This window comes from Pseudomonas putida NBRC 14164 (assembly GCF_000412675.1).
GTDB lineage: Bacteria > Pseudomonadota > Gammaproteobacteria > Pseudomonadales > Pseudomonadaceae > Aquipseudomonas > Aquipseudomonas putida.
Genome location: NC_021505.1, coordinates 5,861,380 through 5,881,235, shown reverse-complemented (window position 1 = coordinate 5,881,235; position 19,856 = coordinate 5,861,380). Strand labels below are relative to the sequence as shown.

Genomic DNA, 19,856 nt, shown 5'->3' with positions numbered 1-19,856 from the left:
AACAGGCATAAAAAAACCGGCACCCAGGGCGCCGGTTCTTCTTTCACGCTAGAAAAGCCTCAGAGCCCTTCGAGCATCGCCTTGTTGCGCACCGCACCTTTGTCGGCACTGGTCGCCAGCAGGGCGTAGGCCTTCAGCGCGGTGGTCACTTTGCGTGGGCGTACTTCAGCGGGTTTCCAGCCCTTCTTGTCCTGCTCGATGCGGCGCTCGGCCAGCTCTTCGTCGCTGACCAGCAGGTTGATCGAACGGTTAGGGATGTCGATCAATACCTTGTCGCCGTCGCGCACCAGGCCGATGGCGCCGCCGGCAGCCGCTTCCGGCGAGGCGTGGCCGATCGACAGGCCCGAGGTACCGCCCGAGAAGCGGCCGTCGGTGAGCAGGGCGCAAGCCTTGCCCAGGCCTTTGGACTTCAGGTACGAGGTCGGGTACAGCATTTCCTGCATGCCCGGGCCGCCTTTCGGGCCTTCGTAGCGGATGATCACGATGTCGCCGGCCTTCACTTCGTCGGCGAGGATGCCGCGCACGGCGCTGTCCTGGCTCTCGAAGATCTTGGCATTGCCTTCGAACACGTGGATCGATTCGTCAACACCGGCGGTTTTCACCACGCAACCGTCGAGGGCGATGTTGCCGTACAGCACGGCCAGGCCGCCTTCTTGCGAGTAGGCGTGCTCGAAGCTGCGGATGCAGCCGTTTTCGCGGTCGTCGTCGAGGGTTTCCCAACGGGTCGACTGGCTGAACGCAGTCTGGGTCGGGATACCGGCAGGGCCGGCTTTGAAGAAGGTGTGCACGGCTTCGTCATCGGTCTGGGTGATGTCCCATTTGGCGATGGCTTCTTCCATGCTGGCGCTGTGCACGGTCGGCAGGTCGGTGTGCAGCAGGCCGCCACGGGCCAGCGAACCGAGGATGCTGAAGATGCCGCCGGCGCGGTGCACGTCTTCCATGTGGTACTTCTGGATGTTCGGCGCCACTTTGCACAGCTGCGGCACTTTGCGCGACAGGCGGTCGATGTCACGCAGGTCGAACGCGACTTCGCCTTCCTGGGCTGCGGCCAGCAGGTGCAGGATGGTGTTGGTCGAGCCGCCCATGGCGATGTCGAGCATCATGGCGTTTTCGAACGCCTTGAAGTTGGCAATGTTGCGCGGCAGTACCGACTGATCGTTGTCGCCGTAGTAGCGCTTGCACAGCTCGACGATGGTGCGGCCGGCGGTGAGGAACAGCTGCTCGCGGTCGGCGTGGGTGGCCAGGGTCGAGCCGTTGCCCGGCAGGGCCAGGCCCAGGGCCTCGGTCAGGCAGTTCATCGAGTTGGCGGTGAACATGCCGGAGCACGAACCGCAGGTCGGGCAGGCGCTGCGCTCGTATTCGGCGACTTTTTCGTCGGAAGCCGTGGAATCGGCGGCGATGACCATGGCGTCGACCAGGTCCAGGCCGTGGCTGGCCAGCTTGGTCTTGCCGGCTTCCATCGGGCCGCCGGAAACGAAGATCACCGGGATGTTCAGGCGCAGGGCGGCCATCAGCATGCCGGGGGTGATCTTGTCGCAGTTGGAGATGCACACGATGGCGTCGGCGCAGTGGGCGTTGACCATGTATTCCACGGCGTCGGCGATGATCTCGCGGCTTGGCAGCGAGTACAGCATGCCGTCGTGGCCCATGGCGATGCCGTCATCGACCGCGATGGTGTTGAATTCCTTGGCCACGCCACCGGCGCGCTCGATCTCGCGGGCAACCAGCTGGCCCAGGTCCTTCAGGTGCACATGGCCCGGGACGAACTGGGTGAACGAGTTGGCGATGGCGATGATCGGTTTCTTGAAATCTTCGTCCTTCATCCCGGTTGCGCGCCACAGGGCACGGGCGCCGGCCATGTTGCGGCCATGGGTGGAAGTCTTGGAACGATAATCAGGCATGAAACACTCCTGGCGGCTTAATCAGGTCACATAAAGGGGAGTGAGCTTCTCTTGTCCTTTGTGCCGCAGGCCTGTTGCCACTGGCACGGATGGGGCCGAAGACACCACGGGATCGCCGCGTGCTTGGCCAGAGCTCATAAACCCGCCTGGGGATGACTGGCGATGAATAGGCCGATTCTACACCGCTGGCGCGGTGAGGGAATGCAGATGTGGATGGTTGGCGGGGAGATTGCAGCAGGAAAGGGCCGCCAGGCGGCCCTTTGCAGCAGATTTCAGCTGTTTGGCAGCAAGCGGCAGGTGATGCTCTTGATGTAGCGGGTCTCGGCGATGGCCGGGTGTACCGGGTGGTCCGGGCCCTGGCCGCCGCGCTCGAGCAGCTGCATGTTGCGGTCCAGGTGGCGGGCGCTGGTCAGCAGGATGTTGTTCAGATCGTCCTCGGGCAGGTGCATCGAGCACGAGGCGCTGACCAGGATGCCATCCTTGTTCAGCATGCGCATGGCCTGTTCGTTCAGGCGGCGGTAGGCCGCTTCGCCGTTTTTCAGGTCTTTCTTGCGCTTGATGAAGGCGGGTGGGTCGGCAATGATCACGTCGAAGCGTTCTTCTGCAGCCTTGAGCTCGCGCAGGGCTTCGAACACGTCGCCTTCGATGCAGGTCAGCTTCTCGCTGATGCCGTTCAGGGCAGCGTTACGCTCCACGCCATCCAGGGCAAAGCCCGAGGCATCGACGCAGAATACTTCGCTGGCGCCGAACGCGCCGGCCTGCACGCCCCAGCCACCGATGTAGCTGAACAGGTCGAGTACACGCTTGCCTTTCACGTACGGCGCCAGGCGCGCGCGGTTCATGCGGTGGTCGTAGAACCAGCCGGTCTTCTGGCCTTCACGCACCGGGGCTTCGAACTTGACGCCGTTCTCTTCCAGCGCCACCCAGTCGGGCACTTCGCCGTAGACGGTCTCGACATAGCGCTGCAGGCCTTCGGCGTCACGCGCGGCGGAGTCGTTCTTGAACAGGATGCCGCCAGGCTTGAGCACCTGCACCAGGGCAGCGATCACATCGTCCTTGTGCGCTTCCATGGTGGCCGAGGCCAGCTGCACCACGAGGATGTCGAAGAAGCGGTCGACCACCAGGCCCGGCAGCAGGTCGGAATCGCCGTAGACCAGGCGATAGCACGGCTTGTCGAACAGGCGCTCGCGCAGCGACAGGGCGACGTTCAGGCGGTGTACCAGCAGCGACTTGTCCAGCGGCAGCTTGATGTCGCGCGACAGCAGGCGGGCGCAGATCAGGTTGTTCGGGCTGAGTGCGACGATGCCCAGCGGCTTGCCGTTGGCTGCCTCGAGAACGGCCTGCTGGCCGGCCTGGAAGCCTTGCAGCGGGGTCGCGGTGACGTCGACTTCGTTGCTGTAGACCCACAGGTGGCCGGCGCGCAGGCGGCGGTCGGCATTGGCTTTGAGGCGAAGGCTGGGCAGGGACATGACGTCGCTCCGGAAAAAAGAGCGGGAGTATAACGTGTCTGCGGTGCTTTCGCCTTTAGAGGTGCAGCGCCTGGGAGATCGAGCGCCGCGTGGGCGGCGCTCGATTTCCCAGGCGCTGCACCTGTCACGGCGAGCGCAGAGAGGGTTAAAATCGCCGGTCCTAAACGAGTGTGCACGTATGTCCCAAGAACTCAGCGCCGAACAGATCCAGCAAGCCTTGCAAGGCATCACCATTCCGCCGCAACCGCAGATCATGGTCGACCTGCAGTTCGAGCAGTACATGCCTGACCCGGACCTGGAAACCATCGCCAAGCTGATTTCCCAGGACCCGGGCCTCTCGGGCGCCTTGCTCAAGCTGGTCAACTCCCCGCACTTCGGCCTGTCCAACAAGATCGGCTCGATCCAGCGCGCAGTAAATTTGCTGGGCAGCCGTTCGATCATCAACCTGATCAACGCCCAGTCGATCAAGGGCGAGATGAGCGACGAGACCATCGTTACCCTCAACCGCTTCTGGGATACCGCCCAGGATGTGGCGATGACCTGCCTGACCCTGGCCAAACGCACCGGTGTCCAGGCCGCAGACGAGGCTTACACCCTGGGCCTGTTCCATGACTGTGGGGTGCCGCTGATGCTCAAGCGCTTCCCGGACTACATGGATGTGCTGGTGCAGGCCTATGCCCAGGCCGACGAAGAAACGCGCGTGGTCGACACCGAAAACCGCGTGTTCAACACCAACCATTCGGTGGTCGGCTATTTCACCGCCAAGTCCTGGCGCCTGCCCGAGCACCTCACGGCAGCCATCGCCAACCACCACAACGCCCTGGCCGTGTTCCGTGACGAGAGCGCGCGCAATACCCAGAGCCAGCTGAAAAACCTGCTGGCGGTGCTGAAGATGGCCGAGCACATCTGCGCGTCCTACCGGGTGCTGGGCAACCAGGCGGTGGACCACGAATGGAACGTGGTCGGCCCGCTGGTGCTCGATTACATAGGCTTGTCGGAATACGATTTCGAAAACCTCAAGCAGAACATTCGCGAGCTGAGCGGGCACTGACACATGCCGGAATTGCCAGAAGTAGAAACCACCCGGCGCGGTATTGCGCCCCACCTCGAAGGCCAGCGCGTCAGCCGCGTGGTGGTGCGCGACCGGCGCTTGCGCTGGCCGATCCCGGAGGACCTGGATGTGCGCCTGTCGGGGCAGCGCATTGTCAGTGTCGAGCGGCGCGCCAAGTACCTGTTGATCAATGCCGAGGTCGGTACGCTGATCAGCCACCTGGGCATGTCGGGCAACTTGCGGCTGGTCGAGCTGGGTTTGCCTGCGGCCAGGCATGAACATGTCGACATCGAGCTGGAGTCGGGGCTGATGCTGCGCTACACCGACCCGCGCCGCTTTGGTGCCATGTTGTGGAGCCTGGACCCGCTGAACCACGAGCTGCTGCTGCGCCTCGGGCCTGAGCCGCTGACGGACCTGTTTGACGGTGAGCGGCTGTTCCAGCTGTCCCGTGGGCGGTCGATGGCGGTCAAGCCGTTCATCATGGACAACGCGGTGGTGGTGGGGGTGGGCAACATCTACGCCACCGAAGCGCTGTTTGCCGCAGGCATCGACCCACGGCGCGAGGCGGGCGGGATTTCACGGGCGCGCTACCTGAAGCTGGCAATCGAGATCAAGCGGGTGCTGGCGGCGGCGATCGAGCGCGGTGGTACCACCCTGCGCGACTTCATCGGTGGCGATGGGCAGCCGGGGTACTTCCAGCAGGAATTGTTCGTCTACGGGCGAGGCGGGCAGCCGTGCAAGGCGTGTGGCACGGAGTTACGCGAGGTGAAGCTGGGGCAAAGGGCGAGCGTGTATTGCCCGCGCTGCCAGCGCTGACCTGAAGCTGGCGCGATCACTGTGGGAGCGGGCAAGCCCGCGAAGCAGGCGACGCAATGGATGGCACCGGCTGCGCCGGTGTTCGCGGGCATGCCCGCTCCCACAGTGACCAGTGATCAGTCCTTGCCGGTAATGCGGCGGTACTTGGCCATCAGCTGTTCTTCGGACTCCGGGTGTGCCTCATCCAGCGGGATGCAGTCGACCGGGCAGACCTGTTGGCACTGCGGCTCGTCGTAGTGGCCCACGCACTGGGTGCACAGGTTAGGGTCGATCACGTAGATCTCTTCGCCTTGGGAGATGGCCTCGTTCGGGCACTCGGGTTCGCAGACGTCGCAGTTGATGCAATCGTCGGTGATGATCAGGGACATGGGGACTCCGGCCGGGGCTCATGGCCCGGGCATGTTCAACGCAGTGGGCACAATTGTGCCGCATTCGCGCCCGCAGTGCACGCGGGCGCGATAATCAGGCGATCGGGCTTATTTCTTGAAGCGTTCAGTCAGCGCGTCGGCCACCACCGGATGGACGAATTTGCTGATATCACCGCCCAGAGCGGCGATTTCCCGGACCAAAGTCGAGGAAATGAACGAATAACGTTCCGAAGGCGTCAGGAACAGGCTCTCGACATCGGGGGCCAGTTGCCGGTTCATGTTCGCCAGCTGGAACTCGTACTCGAAGTCGGACACCGCACGCAGGCCACGCAGGAAGACGTTGGCGCCCTGTTCCTTGGCGAAATGCGCCAACAGGGAGGAGAAGCCGATGACTTCGACATTCGGCAGGTGCTTGGTGACCTCACGGGCTAGCGCCACCCGCTGCTCCAGGGGGAACAGGGGGTTTTTCTTCGGGCTGGCCGCCACCGCGATGATCACGTGGTCGAACAAGCGCGAGGCGCGCTCGACCAGGTCTCCATGGCCTTTGGTAATGGGGTCGAAAGTACCCGGGTACAACACTCGGTTCATCGCGTCATCCTGGCTGGAGTGCGTTGGGGAGTCGGATGGTAGCGCAGCGATTGCGCCCGGCCAAGTCATGCGGCCAGCTGATGGCACTATAGACAGGCGCCGTATTCGTTGTCATGCGCTGTGTGCCAGGCGGCCAATCAGGGCTTCGGTGAGCTTGGCGCTGATGGCATACACCGACAGTTGCGGGTTGGCGCCGATGCTGGTGGGGAACAGCGAGCCGTCGTGCACCGACAGGTTTTCCAGCTGGTGATGGCGGCCCAGGCTGTCGCACACGGCCTGACGCGGGTCTTCGCCCAACGCACAGCCACCCATCACATGAGCGCTGCCCAGGCGCGCCCTGAAGGGCTCCAGGCGCAAGGCGTCGATCATGCCCAGCGCCTGTTCCAGGCTGGAAGCAGCGCTGGCGTCGCTGTGCACGGGGGTCACCTGCATGGCCCCGGCCGCGAACTGGATCTGCGCCATGCTGCGGTAGGCGCGACGCAAGCCGTCGCGCAGGTAGTCGGTGACCGTGTAATCGAGCACCGGTGAACCGTCGCCACGCAGCTCCACGGCGCCACCCTGGCTCTCGGGGTGGAAACCGTCGCGCAGCAGCGCGAGCATCACATGGGTGTGCGGCAGCTCGGCCATGCGCCGTGCATTTTCGTGGCCGTGCCCACCCAGCAGGGTGCTGGCCAGCGCAGGGTGCAGCGGTGGCACTTCCAGTTTGTAGCCGACTGGGCCATCTGTGCCGCCTTGCCACTGGAAGTGGTCGCTGTAGATGGACTGCGGGGCGCCGTAGTAGGGGTCGATACGGTCTGTGAAACGCGCTGCGCTGAAGTTCACCAAGTGCAGGAACGTGCGTTTGCCCAGGCGGCCATGTGGGTCGGGCGCGGCGGAGCGCAACAGCAGGGCCGGGCTGTTGATGCCGCCGCCAGCCAAGAGGTAATGGCGTGCGCGTACGCTGACCTGCCTGCCGGTGGGATGTACGCCTTGGGCATCCAGGGCCTGGCAGGTCAGGCCCTGGATGCGCTCGCCGTTGTGCGTGAAGCGCTCGGCCCGGGCCAGGTACAGCAGTTCGCCGCCTTGTTCGAGGGTGGCGGGAATGCGCGTCACCAGCATCGATTGTTTGGCATTCACCGGGCAGCCCATGCCGCAGTAGCCCAGGTTCCAGCAGCCACGCACGTTGCGCGGGATCACCGCCCAGCGGTAGCCCAGCTGCTCACAGCCCCGGCGTAGCACGTCGTTGTTGGCATTCGGCGGCAGGGCCCAGGGGGTAATGCCCAGTTCCTGCTCCATGCGTTCGAACCAGGGCCGCAGCTCATCTTCACCCAGCCCAGTCACGCCGTGGGCTGAAGCCCAGTGGACCAGGGTCTGGGGAGGGGTGCGAAAGCTCGAGGTCCAGTTCACCAGCGTAGTGCCGCCCACGGCGCGGCCCTGCAGGATGGTGATGGCGCCATCCTTGCTCATGCGCCCCAAGCCTTCCTGATACAGGCTGGCGTAGGCTTCGCTCTCCAGCAGGTGGAAATCGTTGCTGGTCTTGAGCGGGCCTTCTTCGATCAGCAGCACCTTGAAGCCTGCGGCGCTGAGCATCTGCGCGCTGGTGGCACCGCCGGCGCCGCTGCCGATCACGGCAACGTCGGCCTCCAGGGCAAGGTCCTGCGCCAGACGCGAAGCGTCATGGGTGATCCAGCCGCGTTCGAGGCCTTGGCGAAACGGGTCGGGGACAGGCATTGGCGATGCTCTTGTTGTTTTCAGATTGTTGGTGGCCCGGGGTAGCCGCAGGCGGCCCAGGACTCGGGGCGTTCGTACCAGGCCATCTGCAGCAACTGCAGCAACGAGGCGTGGCCCATGCGCAGCAGGTTCAGCGAACTGTCCTGCCAACGCTGCAGGAAGGCCGTGACTTGCGCAGGGCTGGCCTGTGCCCAGGCGCCCCATACACCGGTCAGGGGGCCGCGGGTGAGTGGCAGGCTGAGCACGTCGAACAATTGCCGGGTGAGCTTGAGCATTTCCGGCGACAGCGCTGCCAGCTTGCGGTCGAGGCTGTGCAGCACCAAGTGCTCGGAGGCCTGCGTACCGGCGAGTACCACCGGGATCAGCGCCCGCAGCAGCGGCAGGTCGTCGTCGCGCAGTACCTGATAGCCCGTCGCCGCTGTTTGTGCGCTGCAGCCAACCAGGCTGGCGCCCGCCAGAAAGGCGCTGGCGCCAAGGCTGAAACGCAGCAGGTCGCGGCGGTGCACAGGCCGGCGCTCAGCGGATGAACAGCTTGTAGACCAAGCGCTGCAAGGCTTTGCCATAAGGCGGGTAGATCAGCCGTGCGGCGTTGAAACGTTGCTTGGCAAGTACGGCCTTGGCCTTGCTGAAGGTCAGAAAACCGTCGTGGCCATGGTAGTGGCCCATGCCCGAAGGGCCGATGCCGCCGAAGGGCAGGTCGTCCTGGGCCACATGCAGCAGGGTGTCGTTCAGGCATACCCCGCCGGAGTGGGTGTGGCGCAGCACATGCTCCTGGCCGGCCCGGTCATAACCGAAGTAGTACAGCGCCAGCGGGCGCGGGCGCTGGTTGATGTAGGCCAGCGCCTGGTCGAGGCTGTCGTAGGGCACCAGCGGTAGCAGCGGGCCGAAGATTTCGTCCTGCATCACCTGCATGCTGTCGTTCACGTCCAGCAGCAGGTGCGGTGGCAGGCGCCGGCCCTGGCGGGTTTCGCCTGGGTACAGGTCAAGCACCTGCGCACCTTTGCTGTGGGCATCGTCCAGCAGGTGCTGCAAGCGCTGCAGCTGGCGGGGATTAATGATGGCGGTGTAGTCGGGGTTGTCGGCAATGCGCGGGTACAGGCGGCGCACGGCGCGCTGGTAGGCGTCGCTGAAGGCCGCCAGCCGTTCGCGCGGCACCAGCACATAGTCGGGGGCGACGCAGGTTTGCCCGGCGTTGAGGGTCTTGCCGAAGGCGATGCGCTCGGCAGCGCTGTCCAGTGGCACGTCGGCCGACACGATGGCCGGTGACTTGCCGCCCAGCTCCAGGGTAACCGGGGTCAGGTTCTGCGCCGCCGCCAGCATGACCTGTCGGCCCACGCTGGTGGCACCGGTGAACAGCAGGTGGTCGAAGGGCAAGCGGGCGAAGGCCTGGCCCACCGCTACCTCACCCAGCACCACGCTGACCAGATCGGAGGGAAACACCTGCTCCAAGAGTTGTTTCAAGGCCTGGGCGCTGGCGGGCGTGGCTTCGCTGAGCTTGAGCATGACCCGGTTGCCGGCGGCCAGGGCGCAGGTCAGCGGGCCGATGGCGAGAAACAGCGGGTAGTTCCACGGCACGATGATGCCCACCACCCCCAGCGGCTGATAACGCACCTGCGCGCTGGCCGGCTGGAAGGCCAGACCGACCCGTCGCCGGCTGGCGCGCATCCAGCGATGCAGGTGCCTTTCGGCGTGGCGCAGGCCCTGTACCGAGGGCAGCAGCTCGGCCAGCAGGGTCTCGTCGGCGCTGCGCCCGGAAAAATCCTCGCTGATGGCCTCGATCAGCCCAGCCTGGTTGGCCAGCAAGGCTTCGCGCAGGGTTCTCAGCCATTGCAGTCGCTGGGCCGCGGGCGGCAGGGGGTTACCGGCGAAGGCCTGGCGCTGGGCAGCGAACATCGCAGCAAGGTCGAGGTCGGATTGCACAGGGGTCAAGGCACTGGGCGCGTTCATGGCGGCGTTTGATCCGGGCAGGAAATGTCTAGAGCCTATACTCTAATCGGGACGATGGTGCGAATTTTTCCGCGCCGCCGAACGGTGCATTCCACCTGTAATACGCCGTAAGATGACCCTTTGATGAAAGCCCGCAGACTGGGAGCTGAGCATGGCCCCGCGCATGAAGACCCGAGAGCGCATCGTGCAGAACAGCCTGGAGCTGTTCAACCAGCAGGGCGAACGCAGCGTCAGTACCAACCACATTGCCGCGCACATGGAAATCTCGCCCGGCAACCTGTATTACCACTTCCCCAACAAGCAGGCGATCATTGCCCTGTTGTTCAGCCAGTATGAAGAACTGGTAGACAGCTTCCTGCGCCCGCCGCAAGGCCGCCAGGCAACCGTGGAGGACAAGCGCTTCTACCTCAAGGCCTTGCTGGCAGCGATGTGGAACTACCGCTTCCTGCACCGTGACCTGGAGCACCTGCTGGACAGCGACGCGGAGCTGGCCGCCCGTTACCGGCGTTTTTCCGAGCGCTGCCTGCGCCAAGGCCAGGCGATCTACCGCGGCTTTGTCGAGGCGGGCATCCTGACCATGGCGCCGGCGCAGATCGAATCGCTGACCATCAATGCCTGGATCGTGCTGACGTCCTGGGTCCGTTTCCTCAGCACTACGCGTGAACATTCCGCGCACTTGGGTGAAGAAGCCTTCAAGCGGGGCGTCTACCAGGTACTGGTGCTGGAACTCGGCTACGTCACCGACCGTGCGCGCAGTGCTGTGGACGCCCTGTGCCAGGAATTCCATGTACCGTTCAACCAGGCTCTGGAACATTGACCCAGGGCCCTAGTGCCATCGATCAGGAGATTGTCATGCCCCTTGCGCAATTGATCACCCCGCAGCAGTTGGCCGAGCGTCTGGGCTCGCCCAAGTTGGTGATCCTCGACTGTCGCTTTGCCCTCGAGGATGTGGACTATGGCCAACGCAGCTATGCCCAGGGGCATATTGCCGGGGCGCATTTTGCCGACCTGGACCGCGACCTCAGCGGGCCGGTGAGCAAGGGGCGCACCGGGCGCCATCCACTGCCCGATGCGCACCGGCTGGTGGAGCGCCTGCGCGAGTGGGGCCTGGACAACGACAGCGAGGTGGTGCTGTACGACGACGGCCCTGGCGCCTTTGCCGCCCGGGCCTGGTGGCTGCTGGCCTGGCTTGGCAAGCGCAACGGCGTGGCGATCCTCGATGGTGGCCTGAAGGCTTGGCATGCGGCACACCTGCCGTTGAGCCTGGACTCACCGTCCAAACGCGAAGGCACCTTCAGTGGTGAGCCCGATGCCAAGTTGCTGATCGATGCCGAGCACCTGGGCAAGCGCCTGGGCAGCACTGACCTGACCTTGATCGATGCGCGTGCCTTGCCGCGTTTTCGCGGTGAAGTAGAGCCGATCGACCCGGTGGCGGGGCATATTCCCGGGGCCCAGTGCGCGGCGTTTAACGACAACCTGGGGGCTGATGGGCGCTTCTTGCCTGTGGATCAACTCAAGCAGCGCTTTGCCGAAAAGCTGGCCGGGCGGGCACCGGAGCAGTTGGTGTCTTACTGCGGGTCTGGGGTGACGGCTTGCCATAACCTGTTTGCGATGGCACTGGCGGGGTACCCGCTGGGCAAGCTGTACGCCGGGTCGTGGAGCGAGTGGATCAACAACCCGCAGCATGCGGTAGCTACCGGCGAGTAAGCAGGTCCGGCCTCATCGCCGGCAAGCCAGCTCCCACAGGTACATCACTGCCCATCAGGGCTGTGCCCTACCTGTGGGAGCTATTGCCTTGCTCACATTCCAAAGCTTGCGCGATCCCTGTGGGAGCTGGCTTGCCGGCGATGAAAACTGCGGCTCTTACTGGCCTTCGACCAGCCACTGCGGAATCCGCCGCTCCAGGTAGTACCCCGGGTTGCGCAGGCTGCCATCGACAAACCCCACATGGCCACCGCGGCGGTGCAGTTCGAAGCGGGTCTGGGGTGCCAGTTCACGGGCCGTAGGCAGGCTCTGGCCGGCCACGAACGGGTCATCGCTGGAATGGATGATCAGCGTCGGCGTGCGGTTCTGGCCAAGGAAGAAGTGGCTCGATGAGCGGCGATAGTAGTCGTGCACATCGCGAAAGCCATTGAGGGGTGCCGTGACTTTGCCGTCAAATTCCCAGAACGTGCGCAGGTTGCTCAGCTGCCCCAGGCGCTCCAGCGCCGCCAGCCGTTCATGCTCGCCCTGCTCGTGGAAGTGCCGCTGCTTGAGCTGAACATACGCCAGCATCTCGCGCATGAAATGCGCCTGGTACACCTTGGAAAAGCCCTGGCCGATACGGTCGGCACAGTGGTCCAGGCGAAAGGGCACCGACACGGCAACTGCCGCCTCCAGCTGGCTGGCAACGCCGCTCTCGCCCAGGTATTTCAACAGCACATTGCCACCCAGTGAGTAACCCACCGCATACAGCGGCGCCAACGGGCGCTGGGCACGCAGGTGGCTGACAATTTCGGCCAGGTCTTCGCTGGCGCCGGAATGGTAGCTGCGCGGCAGCAGGTTGGGTTCGCCTGAGCAACCACGCCAGTTCACCGCCACGCTGGCCCAGCCGCGGTTTTGCAGCGCTTGCTGCAAGCCTTTGACGTAGGGTGAATGGGACGAGCCCGTCAGCCCATGTAGCACGAGCACCAGTGGCGCCTGTGCCTGATGTGGGCCATGCCAGTCGAGATCGATGAAATCGCCGTCGGCCAGCCACAGGCGCTCGCGGTTGCGCTGCAGCTCAGGCAGCTTGCGCCACAAGGGGCCCCACAGCGTCTGCAGGTGGGGATTGGACAGGCCGATGGCCGGACGGAAGGTGGCGCTTGGGCTGGGCATGCTGGGCAACTCATGATGTGCTTGCCTAGATTGCCATGAAAAAGCGCCACAGTACCTGCGCTATTGGTCGGTGGCCGGCAGTGGTTGTTGCGCGGTAGGTGGGCCGACACTGACGCGTACCGCCTGGCTCAAATCGAGCTGACGCTGCAGGACGGCGCCGACATCTGCCAGTGTCAGCCTGGCGACGCGCATCCTCGCTGCCAGAGCGCGTAATGCACCTGGCCGGTTTTCTTCTCGCGGTGCAGCCGCCAGTTGCCGGGCATCGGCAGTGTTGAGGGCGCCGCTTCGCTTTCGGTGTAGATCAGCGCCTGTTCGCCTAGCCACTGGTTCTGCTCCAGCAGGTTGCAGGTGTTGGCCAGCAGGTCCTGGTGGAACGGCGGGTCGAGGAACACCACGTCGAACTGTTGCTTGGCCGGGCCTTGCAAGTAGCGCAGGGCATCAGTTTGCAGGATTTGCCCGCGGGGGCAACGCAGGATCTCGAGGTTGTTCTTCAGGTTGCCGATCGCCGCCGGGTTGCTGTCCAGTGCCACGGCATCCTTGGCGCCGCGAGACAGGGCTTCGAGCACCAGGGCACCGCTGCCGGTGAAGGCATCCAGAACGCGGGCACCCTCGATGTGCGGCGCCAGCCAGTTGAACAGGGTTTCGCGCACGCGGTCAGGCGTTGGCCGCAGGCCTTCGCCTTCCGGTACCGCCAGGCGGCGGCTACGCCACTCGCCGGCGATGATGCGCAGGTGGCCCTGGCCCTTGCTTTGGCCCGATTGCGGGCGGGCGGGAGGGGTGGATCTTGGCATTAGTGCTCCGGTACCCCGAGCGCTTGCTCGGAGGGCTTGTCAGTGGGGGCTGGAAGTGGTTTTTGTGGCACTTTCGGGCCTACGGTGACGATCACCAGTTTATCGGCTGACAGGTGTTTGTTCATGGCCGCCTTGACCTGCTCGACGGTGAGGGCCTGGGACTGCTGCATGAAGTCCTCCAGCCAGGTCAGCGGCAGATTGTAGAAGCCGATTGCGCCCAACTGGCCGACGATGCTGGCGTTGCTGGCATTGGACAGCGGGAAGCTGCCGGCCAGTTCGCGCTTGGCATCGTCCAGCTCTTGCTGGGTGGGGCCTGTCTTGAGGTAGTCGGAAAGAATATCCTGTACCAGCTTGAGCGTGCCTTCACTGAGCTCGGCACGGGTCTGCAGGTTGATCATGAACGGGCCGCGCACCTGCATGGGGCTGAACACCGAGTACACGCCGTAGGTCAGGCCACGCTTTTCACGCACTTCGCTCATCAGCCGGGTACCGAAGGCGCCACCACCGAGGATCTGGTTACCCAGCGACAAGGCTGGCCAATCCGGATCCTGGCGGTCGATACCAAGCTCAGCCAGCATGAGGTGAGTCTGTTTGGACGGGAAGTCGATGTGGGTCAGGCCGGCCTTGGCTTCGCTGGGCTGGGCTGGCGCGGCAAGCGCCGGGCCCTTGGGCAGGCCCGCCGAAACCTGGGCGGCAATGGCTTCGGCTTCGGCACGGCTGAGGTCGCCGACCAGGGCGATTACTGCGTTGCCGCCGGTATAGGCCTTGGCGTGGAAGGCGCGCAGTTGTGCCAGGGTAATGCCGTTGATGGTTTCTGCGGTGCCATCGCTTGGGTGGGCGTAGGGGTGGTCGCCATAGAGGTTGCCGAACAGCGCCTTGCCAGCGATCTTGCCGGGGTTCTGCTTCTCGTACTCGAAGCCGGCCAGCATCTGGTTCTTGATGCGCTTGAGGGCGTCCTCGGGGAAGGTCGGCTTGCCGGCCACTTCGGTGAACAGCTTGAGCGCAGGTTCGCGCTTGTCCTTGATGCTGAGGCTGCGCAGCGATGCCACGGCCATGTCACGGTAGGAGCCATTGCCAAAGTCTGCGCCCAGGCCTTCGAAACCTTCGGCGATGGCGGTGACGTCCTTGCCGGCCACACCCTCGTTGAGCATGGCGTTGGTCAGCGCCGCTACGCCGGGGGTTCCGGCGTCCTGGCTGCTGCCGGCGGCAAAGGTGACGCGCAGGTCGAACATCGGCAGTTCGCGGGCTTCCACGAACAGCACACGGGCGCCCTCAGCGGTGTTCCAGTGCTGGATGTTCAGCTGGCGCCGGCTGGGTGCCTTGCCATCCAGCTCGGCCAGCGACTGCAAGGTGTTGGCCGGGCGGGCGGCGCTGGTGTCCGCCTTGGCGGCGTTGTCGGCCATGGCCGGGGCGGCCAGCACTGCCGCCAGCGCCAGGGCGCGGATGCCCGTGGCCAGCAGGGTTGGGCGCGGTGCGCGATGATCACTCATGAGCGGACTCCTCGGGCAGTACATGGGCAACGCTCAGGCGTTCGCGGGTGAAGTAGGTGCGCGCGGCGTCCTGGATGTCCTGCGGGGTGACGCGCTTGAGCTCGTCCAGCTCGCTGTCGATCAGTTTCCAGGACAGGCCGACGGTTTCCAGCTGGCCGATGGTGGTGGCCTGGCTGCTGATGGAGTCGCGGTCGTAGACCAGGCCGGCAATGACCTGGGCGCGTACGCGTTCGAGCTCTTCGGCGCTGGGCGGGGTGGTCTTGAGTTCTTCAAGCAACTGCCAGATGCCTTTCTCCACATCGTCGAGGGTTTTCTGCTTTTGCACGTTCGGCGTGGCCGAGATCAGGAACAGGCTGTCGCCGCGGGTGAAGGCGTTGTAGCTGGACGAGGCGCCAGCCACCAACTCCTGGCCACGCTCCAGGCGTGCCGGCATACGGGCGCTGTAGCCGCCGTCGAGCAGTGCCGAGATCAGGCGCAGGGCATGCACGGTGCGCGGGTCCTTGGCGGTGGGCAGGCCGGGCACGTTGAAGCCATAGATCAGGCTGGGCAGCTGGGTGCGTACGTGCAGGGTCAGCTGGCGCTGGCCAGGCTCGGCCAGCTCCAGTGGCAGTTTGGCCGGCGGTACGGCGCGCGTTGGAATGCTGCCGAAGTACTTCTGCGCCAGGCCCTTGACCTCGTCGGCGGTGACATCGCCGACCACCACCAGGGTGGCATTGTTGGGGGCGTACCAAGACTCGTACCAGTGGCGCAGTTCTTCGACCTTCATGCGCTCCAGGTCCGCCATCCATCCGATGGTCGGCGTGTGGTAGCCGCTGGCCGGGTAGGCCATGGCGCGGAACAGCTCGAACGCCTTGGAGTTGGGCTGATCGTCGGTGCGCAGGCGGCGTTCTTCCTTGATTACCTCGATTTCGCGGCTGAATTCGTCGGCCGGCAGGCGCAGGCTGGCCAGGCGGTCGGCCTCCAGCTCCAGGGCGACCGGCAGGCGGTCGCGGGCCAGTACCTGGTAATAGGCGGTGTAGTCGTCGCTGGTGAAGGCGTTTTCTTCGGCGCCCAGGTCACGCAGGATGCGCGAAGCTTCGCCGGGGCCGACCTTGGCGCTGCCCTTGAACATCATGTGTTCCAGCGCATGGGACAAACCGGTCTGGCCTGGGGTTTCATAGCTGGAGCCGACCTTGTACCAGATCTGCGAGACCACCACCGGGGCGCGATGGTCTTCGCGCACGACCACCTTCAGGCCATTGTCGAGGATGAATTCGTGGGTGGGTTGCACATCGGCGGCGAAGGCCGCGAGCGGCAGGCAGAGCGTGCCGAGCAACAGGCCAGCGGCGCGGCGGGCTAGAGCATTCATAAGGTGTTTAACCTGTTCGGCGGCCCGCTGGGTTTAGCGTCGGCGGGCCAGGAGGTGCTAGGATACTGATCCGGTTGCCTGGCGACCATGCCTGACGCCGTTCTGGCCCGCAGGACACTAAGACAAAACGTTGCGCATGAACCAGCAGGCTTCAAGATAGTCTGTTCTGCGTAGAGAGAATTCCCGATGGGCCATTGCTGGCTCATCGCTACCCTGAGATAGCCGTCCTCCATGTTTGGTTCCAACGACGACAAGAAAGCGCCGGCCGAGGCTGGCGAGAAGAAAGGCCTGTTCAGCTGGTTTCGCAAGAAGCCGCAGCAACCTGTCGCCGAACAGCCACAAGCCCCCGAGCCCCAGGCTGCAGAGCCTGTAGCGCCGCAGCCCGCCGTCGAGCGCCCTGAAGCTGCTCCGGTCGAGCCGGTGGTTGCAGAAACCCCCGCCCCTGCAACCGAGGCGCCTCGGGCCGCCGAGCCGGCAACTGCCCCAGTGGTTACCCCGGTCCTTGAGCCCGCGCCCACCCCAGTGGCCGCCCCGGTCTTCGAGCCTGCACCCGCCCCAGTCCCTGCCCCGGCCCCCGAGCCTGCCCCGGCTCTAGAGGTTGTCCCGACCCTTCAGCCTGCCCCGGCCCCTGTGGGAGCGGGCGTGCCCGCGAATGCGCAGCCTGCGGCTCCGCAGGTCGAAACCCCTGCGCCGGTAGCTGCTCAAGCCGTTGAACGCCCTGTCAGCAACCTGGTCCTGCCCGTTGCCGAGGAACCTGTCGCTCTCGTCCCAGACCTGGAGCCAAAGGCCCCACCAGCGATTCCCGAGCGTCAGGTGGCAGAGCCCGTCGCACCAGAGCCCGAGCCAGCTCCCGCAGCCGTCGCAACCGTTACCGAACAAGCCAAACCCGGCTTCTTCGCTCGCCTCAAGCAGGGCCTCTCGAAGACCAGCGCCAGCATCGGCGAGGGCATGGCCAGCCTGTTCCTCGGCAAGAAGGTCATCGACGACGACCTGCTCGACGAAATCGAGACGCGCCTGCTGACCGCCGACGTCGGTGTGGAAGCCACCTCGGCCATCGTCCAGAACCTGACCCAAAAGGTTGCCCGCAAGCAGCTGGCCGACGCCGACGCGCTTTACAAGTCGCTGCAGGAAGAGCTGGCCGCGCTGTTGCGCCCGGTCGAGCAACCGCTGAAAGTGCAGGCGCAGAACAAACCCTATGTGATCCTGGTGGTTGGCGTGAACGGCGCCGGCAAGACCACCACTATCGGCAAGCTGGCGAAAAAGCTGCAGCTGGAAGGCAAGAAAGTCATGCTGGCTGCCGGTGACACCTTCCGTGCCGCCGCGGTCGAGCAGCTGCAGGTGTGGGGTGAGCGTAACCAGATTCCGGTGATCGCCCAGCACACCGGCGCCGACTCCGCGTCGGTGATCTTCGACGCCGTGCAGGCCGCCAAGGCCCGTGGCGCCGACGTGCTGATCGCCGACACTGCCGGCCGCCTGCACACCAAAGACAACTTGATGGAAGAGCTGAAGAAGGTCCGTCGGGTGATCGGCAAGCTCGACGCCGATGCGCCACACGAGGTGCTGCTGGTACTCGACGCCGGCACCGGCCAGAACGCCATCAGCCAGGCCAAGTACTTCAACCAGAGCGTCGAACTGACCGGCCTGGCCCTGACCAAGCTGGACGGCACCGCAAAAGGCGGGGTGATCTTCGCCTTGGCCAAGCAGTTCAACATCCCGATCCGCTTCATCGGTGTTGGTGAAGGCATCGACGACCTGCGTACCTTCGAAGCCGAGCCGTTCGTCAAGGCTCTGTTCGCCGAGCGAGACTGACCATGATCCGATTCGAACAGGTTGCCAAGCGCTATCCCAATGGTCATGTGGGTTTGCATGAGCTGAGTTTCCGGGCGCGCCGGGGCGAATTCCTGTTCGTCACCGGCCATTCGGGCGCCGGCAAGAGCACCTTGCTGCGCTTGTTGCTGGCCATGGAACGCCCGACCAGCGGCAAGCTCATGCTGGCCGGTCAGGACCTGGGCCAGATCAGCAACGCGCAGATCCCGTTCCTGCGTCGGCAGATCGGCGTGGTGTTCCAGAACCACCAGCTGTTGTTCGACCGCACGGTGTTCAACAACATCGCCTTGCCACTGCAGATTCTCGGCTTGTCCAAGGCCGAGATCGCCAAGCGCGTGGATTCGGCGCTGGAGCGTGTGTCGCTGTCCGACAAGGGCGAACTGTTCCCGGCCGACCTGTCCACCGGGCAGCAGCAGCGGGTGGGTATCGCCCGCGCCATCGTGCACCAGCCGGCCCTGCTGCTGGCCGACGAACCCACCGGTAACCTCGACCCGCGCCTGGCAGCAGAGATCATGGGCGTGTTCGAGGACATCAACCGCCTGGGCACCACGGTATTGATCGCCAGCCATGACCTGGCACTGATTGCGCGCATGCGCCACCGCATGCTGACCTTGCAGCGCGGCCGCTTGATCGGCGATGGGGAGGCCGGGCAATGAGCACTATACGTACGCCGAAGGTTTCCGAGCGGGTTGCGCCAAAGCCGGCCGACCCGCAACCGGAGAAGAAAAAACGCGGCGAGGACGATGACGGCCCGGATTTCCGCACACTGCTGAATGCCTGGCTGGAAAGCCACCGTGCCAGCATGGCCGACAGCCTGCGTCGTTTGGGCAAGCAGCCGATCGGCAGCTTTTTCACCTGCCTGGTAATGGCGGTGGCGCTGAGCATGCCCATGGGCCTGTCGTTGCTGCTGAAGAACATCGAGCAGCTTGGCGGCTCATGGCAGCGTGCTGCGCAGATTTCCCTGTACCTCAAGCTCGATGCCGGCAGCCGCGATGGTGAGGCCCTGCGCGACGAGATCAAGGGCATGCCCGGGGTGGCGGACGCGCAATTTGTCAGCCGCGAGCAGGCGCTGGAAGAATTCCAGCAGCAGTCCGGCTTGGGCGAGGCCTTGCGCGAACTGCCCGACAACCCGCTGCCTGGCGTGGTGGTGGTAACCCCGACCGAGGTCGACAAGCCCGCCCTGGATGCCTTGCGTCAACGCCTGTCGGAGCTGCCGCGGGTGGAAGTGGCGCAACTTGACCTGGTGTGGGTCGAGCGCCTGGCGGCCATCCTCAAACTCGGTGACCGCTTCGTCTTCGGCCTGGCCGTGATGCTGATTTCTGCCCTGCTGTTAGTAATCGGTAACACAATTCGTCTACACATTGAAAACCGCCGTGTCGAGATCGAAGTGATCAAGCTGGTAGGCGGCACTGACGCCTACGTGCGCCGGCCTTTCCTGTACATGGGCGCCTTGTATGGCCTGGGTGCGGGGCTGCTGGCGTGGGGTATCCTGGCGTTTGGCCTGAATTGGCTCAACGACGCGGTTGTAGGGCTTTCCGGACTGTACGGCAGTGACTTCGCCCTGGGCGGGGTGCCGGCGTCCGATGGTCTGTCGCTCTTGATCGGAGCGGTGCTGTTGGGGTATATCGGTGCATGGATTGCCGTCGCTCGTCATCTGAACGAGCTGGCGCCGCGATAGTTTTTACGTGCCAGCA

At 64.7% G+C, this 19,856-nt stretch carries 18 protein-coding genes; 7 read left to right on the top strand and 11 right to left on the bottom strand.

Annotated features, from left to right (window positions below; genetic code table 11):
* Positions 1-59: 59 nt before the first annotated feature.
* Together ilvD and PP4_RS26155 are read right to left on the bottom strand one after the other, a co-directional pair.
* Positions 60-1,901 carry a dihydroxy-acid dehydratase gene (gene ilvD, locus PP4_RS26160; RefSeq protein WP_016502088.1) on the bottom strand — a complete coding sequence of 614 codons (1,842 nt, stop codon included), beginning with the start codon at positions 1,899-1,901 and terminating at the stop codon, positions 60-62.
* Positions 1,902-2,173: 272 nt separating this feature from the next.
* Positions 2,174-3,370, bottom strand: a complete 1,197-nt coding sequence (locus PP4_RS26155; protein WP_016502087.1) for a class I SAM-dependent rRNA methyltransferase — start codon at positions 3,368-3,370, stop codon at positions 2,174-2,176.
* Between the two features lie 232 nt (positions 3,371-3,602).
* Here PP4_RS26155 and PP4_RS26150 point away from each other — a divergent pair, with 232 nt between their 5' ends.
* A complete protein-coding gene (locus tag PP4_RS26150) occupies positions 3,603-4,421 on the top strand; it encodes an HDOD domain-containing protein (RefSeq protein WP_169725196.1) in 819 nt (272 codons plus the stop codon).
* Between the two features lie 3 nt (positions 4,422-4,424).
* Positions 4,425-5,237 carry a bifunctional DNA-formamidopyrimidine glycosylase/DNA-(apurinic or apyrimidinic site) lyase gene (mutM, locus tag PP4_RS26145; protein ID WP_016502085.1) on the top strand — a complete coding sequence of 271 codons (813 nt, stop codon included), beginning with the start codon at positions 4,425-4,427 and terminating at the stop codon, positions 5,235-5,237.
* Positions 5,238-5,353: 116 nt separating this feature from the next.
* On the opposite strand, the gene PP4_RS26140 is transcribed toward mutM, so the two are convergent.
* The 5 genes from PP4_RS26140 to PP4_RS26120 form a co-directional block, all read right to left on the bottom strand.
* Complete coding sequence (locus PP4_RS26140; protein WP_016502084.1) at positions 5,354-5,605, bottom strand: YfhL family 4Fe-4S dicluster ferredoxin; 252 nt, start codon at positions 5,603-5,605, stop codon at positions 5,354-5,356.
* A 108-nt stretch (positions 5,606-5,713) separates the two neighbouring features.
* Positions 5,714-6,193: a pantetheine-phosphate adenylyltransferase gene (gene coaD, locus PP4_RS26135; RefSeq protein WP_016502083.1), complete on the bottom strand. Its 480-nt coding sequence runs from the start codon at positions 6,191-6,193 to the stop codon at positions 5,714-5,716.
* Between the two features lie 111 nt (positions 6,194-6,304).
* Positions 6,305-7,903: a GMC family oxidoreductase gene (locus PP4_RS26130; protein WP_016502082.1), complete on the bottom strand. Its 1,599-nt coding sequence runs from the start codon at positions 7,901-7,903 to the stop codon at positions 6,305-6,307.
* Between the two features lie 20 nt (positions 7,904-7,923).
* On the bottom strand, positions 7,924-8,409 hold the full coding sequence (locus tag PP4_RS26125) for a hypothetical protein (protein ID WP_016502081.1): 486 nt from the start codon (positions 8,407-8,409) through the stop codon (positions 7,924-7,926).
* Between the two features lie 10 nt (positions 8,410-8,419).
* Entirely contained in the window at positions 8,420-9,850 is a 1,431-nt protein-coding gene (locus PP4_RS26120; RefSeq protein WP_016502080.1) for a coniferyl aldehyde dehydrogenase, read from the bottom strand.
* 151 nt (positions 9,851-10,001) lie between these two features.
* Between PP4_RS26120 and PP4_RS26115 the strand changes: the two genes are divergently transcribed.
* On the top strand, positions 10,002-10,667 hold the full coding sequence (locus PP4_RS26115) for a TetR/AcrR family transcriptional regulator (RefSeq protein WP_016502079.1): 666 nt from the start codon (positions 10,002-10,004) through the stop codon (positions 10,665-10,667).
* Between the two features lie 35 nt (positions 10,668-10,702).
* Positions 10,703-11,557, top strand: a complete 855-nt coding sequence (locus PP4_RS26110) for a sulfurtransferase (protein ID WP_016502078.1) — start codon at positions 10,703-10,705, stop codon at positions 11,555-11,557.
* Positions 11,558-11,713: 156 nt separating this feature from the next.
* On the opposite strand, the gene PP4_RS26105 is transcribed toward PP4_RS26110, so the two are convergent.
* The 4 genes from PP4_RS26105 to PP4_RS26090 form a co-directional block, all read right to left on the bottom strand.
* Positions 11,714-12,706, bottom strand: a complete 993-nt coding sequence (locus PP4_RS26105; protein ID WP_016502077.1) for a hydrolase — start codon at positions 12,704-12,706, stop codon at positions 11,714-11,716.
* Positions 12,707-12,879: 173 nt separating this feature from the next.
* Entirely contained in the window at positions 12,880-13,497 is a 618-nt protein-coding gene (gene rsmD / locus PP4_RS26100) for a 16S rRNA (guanine(966)-N(2))-methyltransferase RsmD (RefSeq protein ID WP_016502076.1), read from the bottom strand.
* Entirely contained in the window at positions 13,497-14,987 is a 1,491-nt protein-coding gene (locus tag PP4_RS26095; protein ID WP_016502075.1) for a M16 family metallopeptidase, read from the bottom strand. The genes rsmD and PP4_RS26095 overlap by 1 nt, the downstream gene beginning before the upstream one ends.
* Entirely contained in the window at positions 14,980-16,335 is a 1,356-nt protein-coding gene (locus PP4_RS26090; protein ID WP_016502074.1) for a M16 family metallopeptidase, read from the bottom strand. The genes PP4_RS26095 and PP4_RS26090 overlap by 8 nt, the downstream gene beginning before the upstream one ends.
* Positions 16,336-16,566: 231 nt before the next feature.
* On the opposite strand from PP4_RS26090, the gene ftsY reads away from it, so the two are divergent.
* The 3 genes from ftsY to ftsX are packed head-to-tail and all read left to right on the top strand — an operon-like array spanning position 16,567 to position 19,840.
* Entirely contained in the window at positions 16,567-18,144 is a 1,578-nt protein-coding gene (gene ftsY, locus PP4_RS26085) for a signal recognition particle-docking protein FtsY (protein WP_041167933.1), read from the top strand.
* A gap of 2 nt (positions 18,145-18,146) precedes the next feature.
* On the top strand, positions 18,147-18,818 hold the full coding sequence (ftsE, locus tag PP4_RS26080) for a cell division ATP-binding protein FtsE (RefSeq protein WP_012274659.1): 672 nt from the start codon (positions 18,147-18,149) through the stop codon (positions 18,816-18,818).
* Complete coding sequence (gene ftsX, locus PP4_RS26075) at positions 18,815-19,840, top strand: permease-like cell division protein FtsX (protein WP_016502071.1); 1,026 nt, start codon at positions 18,815-18,817, stop codon at positions 19,838-19,840. Before ftsE ends, ftsX begins: the two co-directional genes overlap by 4 nt.
* Positions 19,841-19,856: the final 16 nt, after the last annotated feature.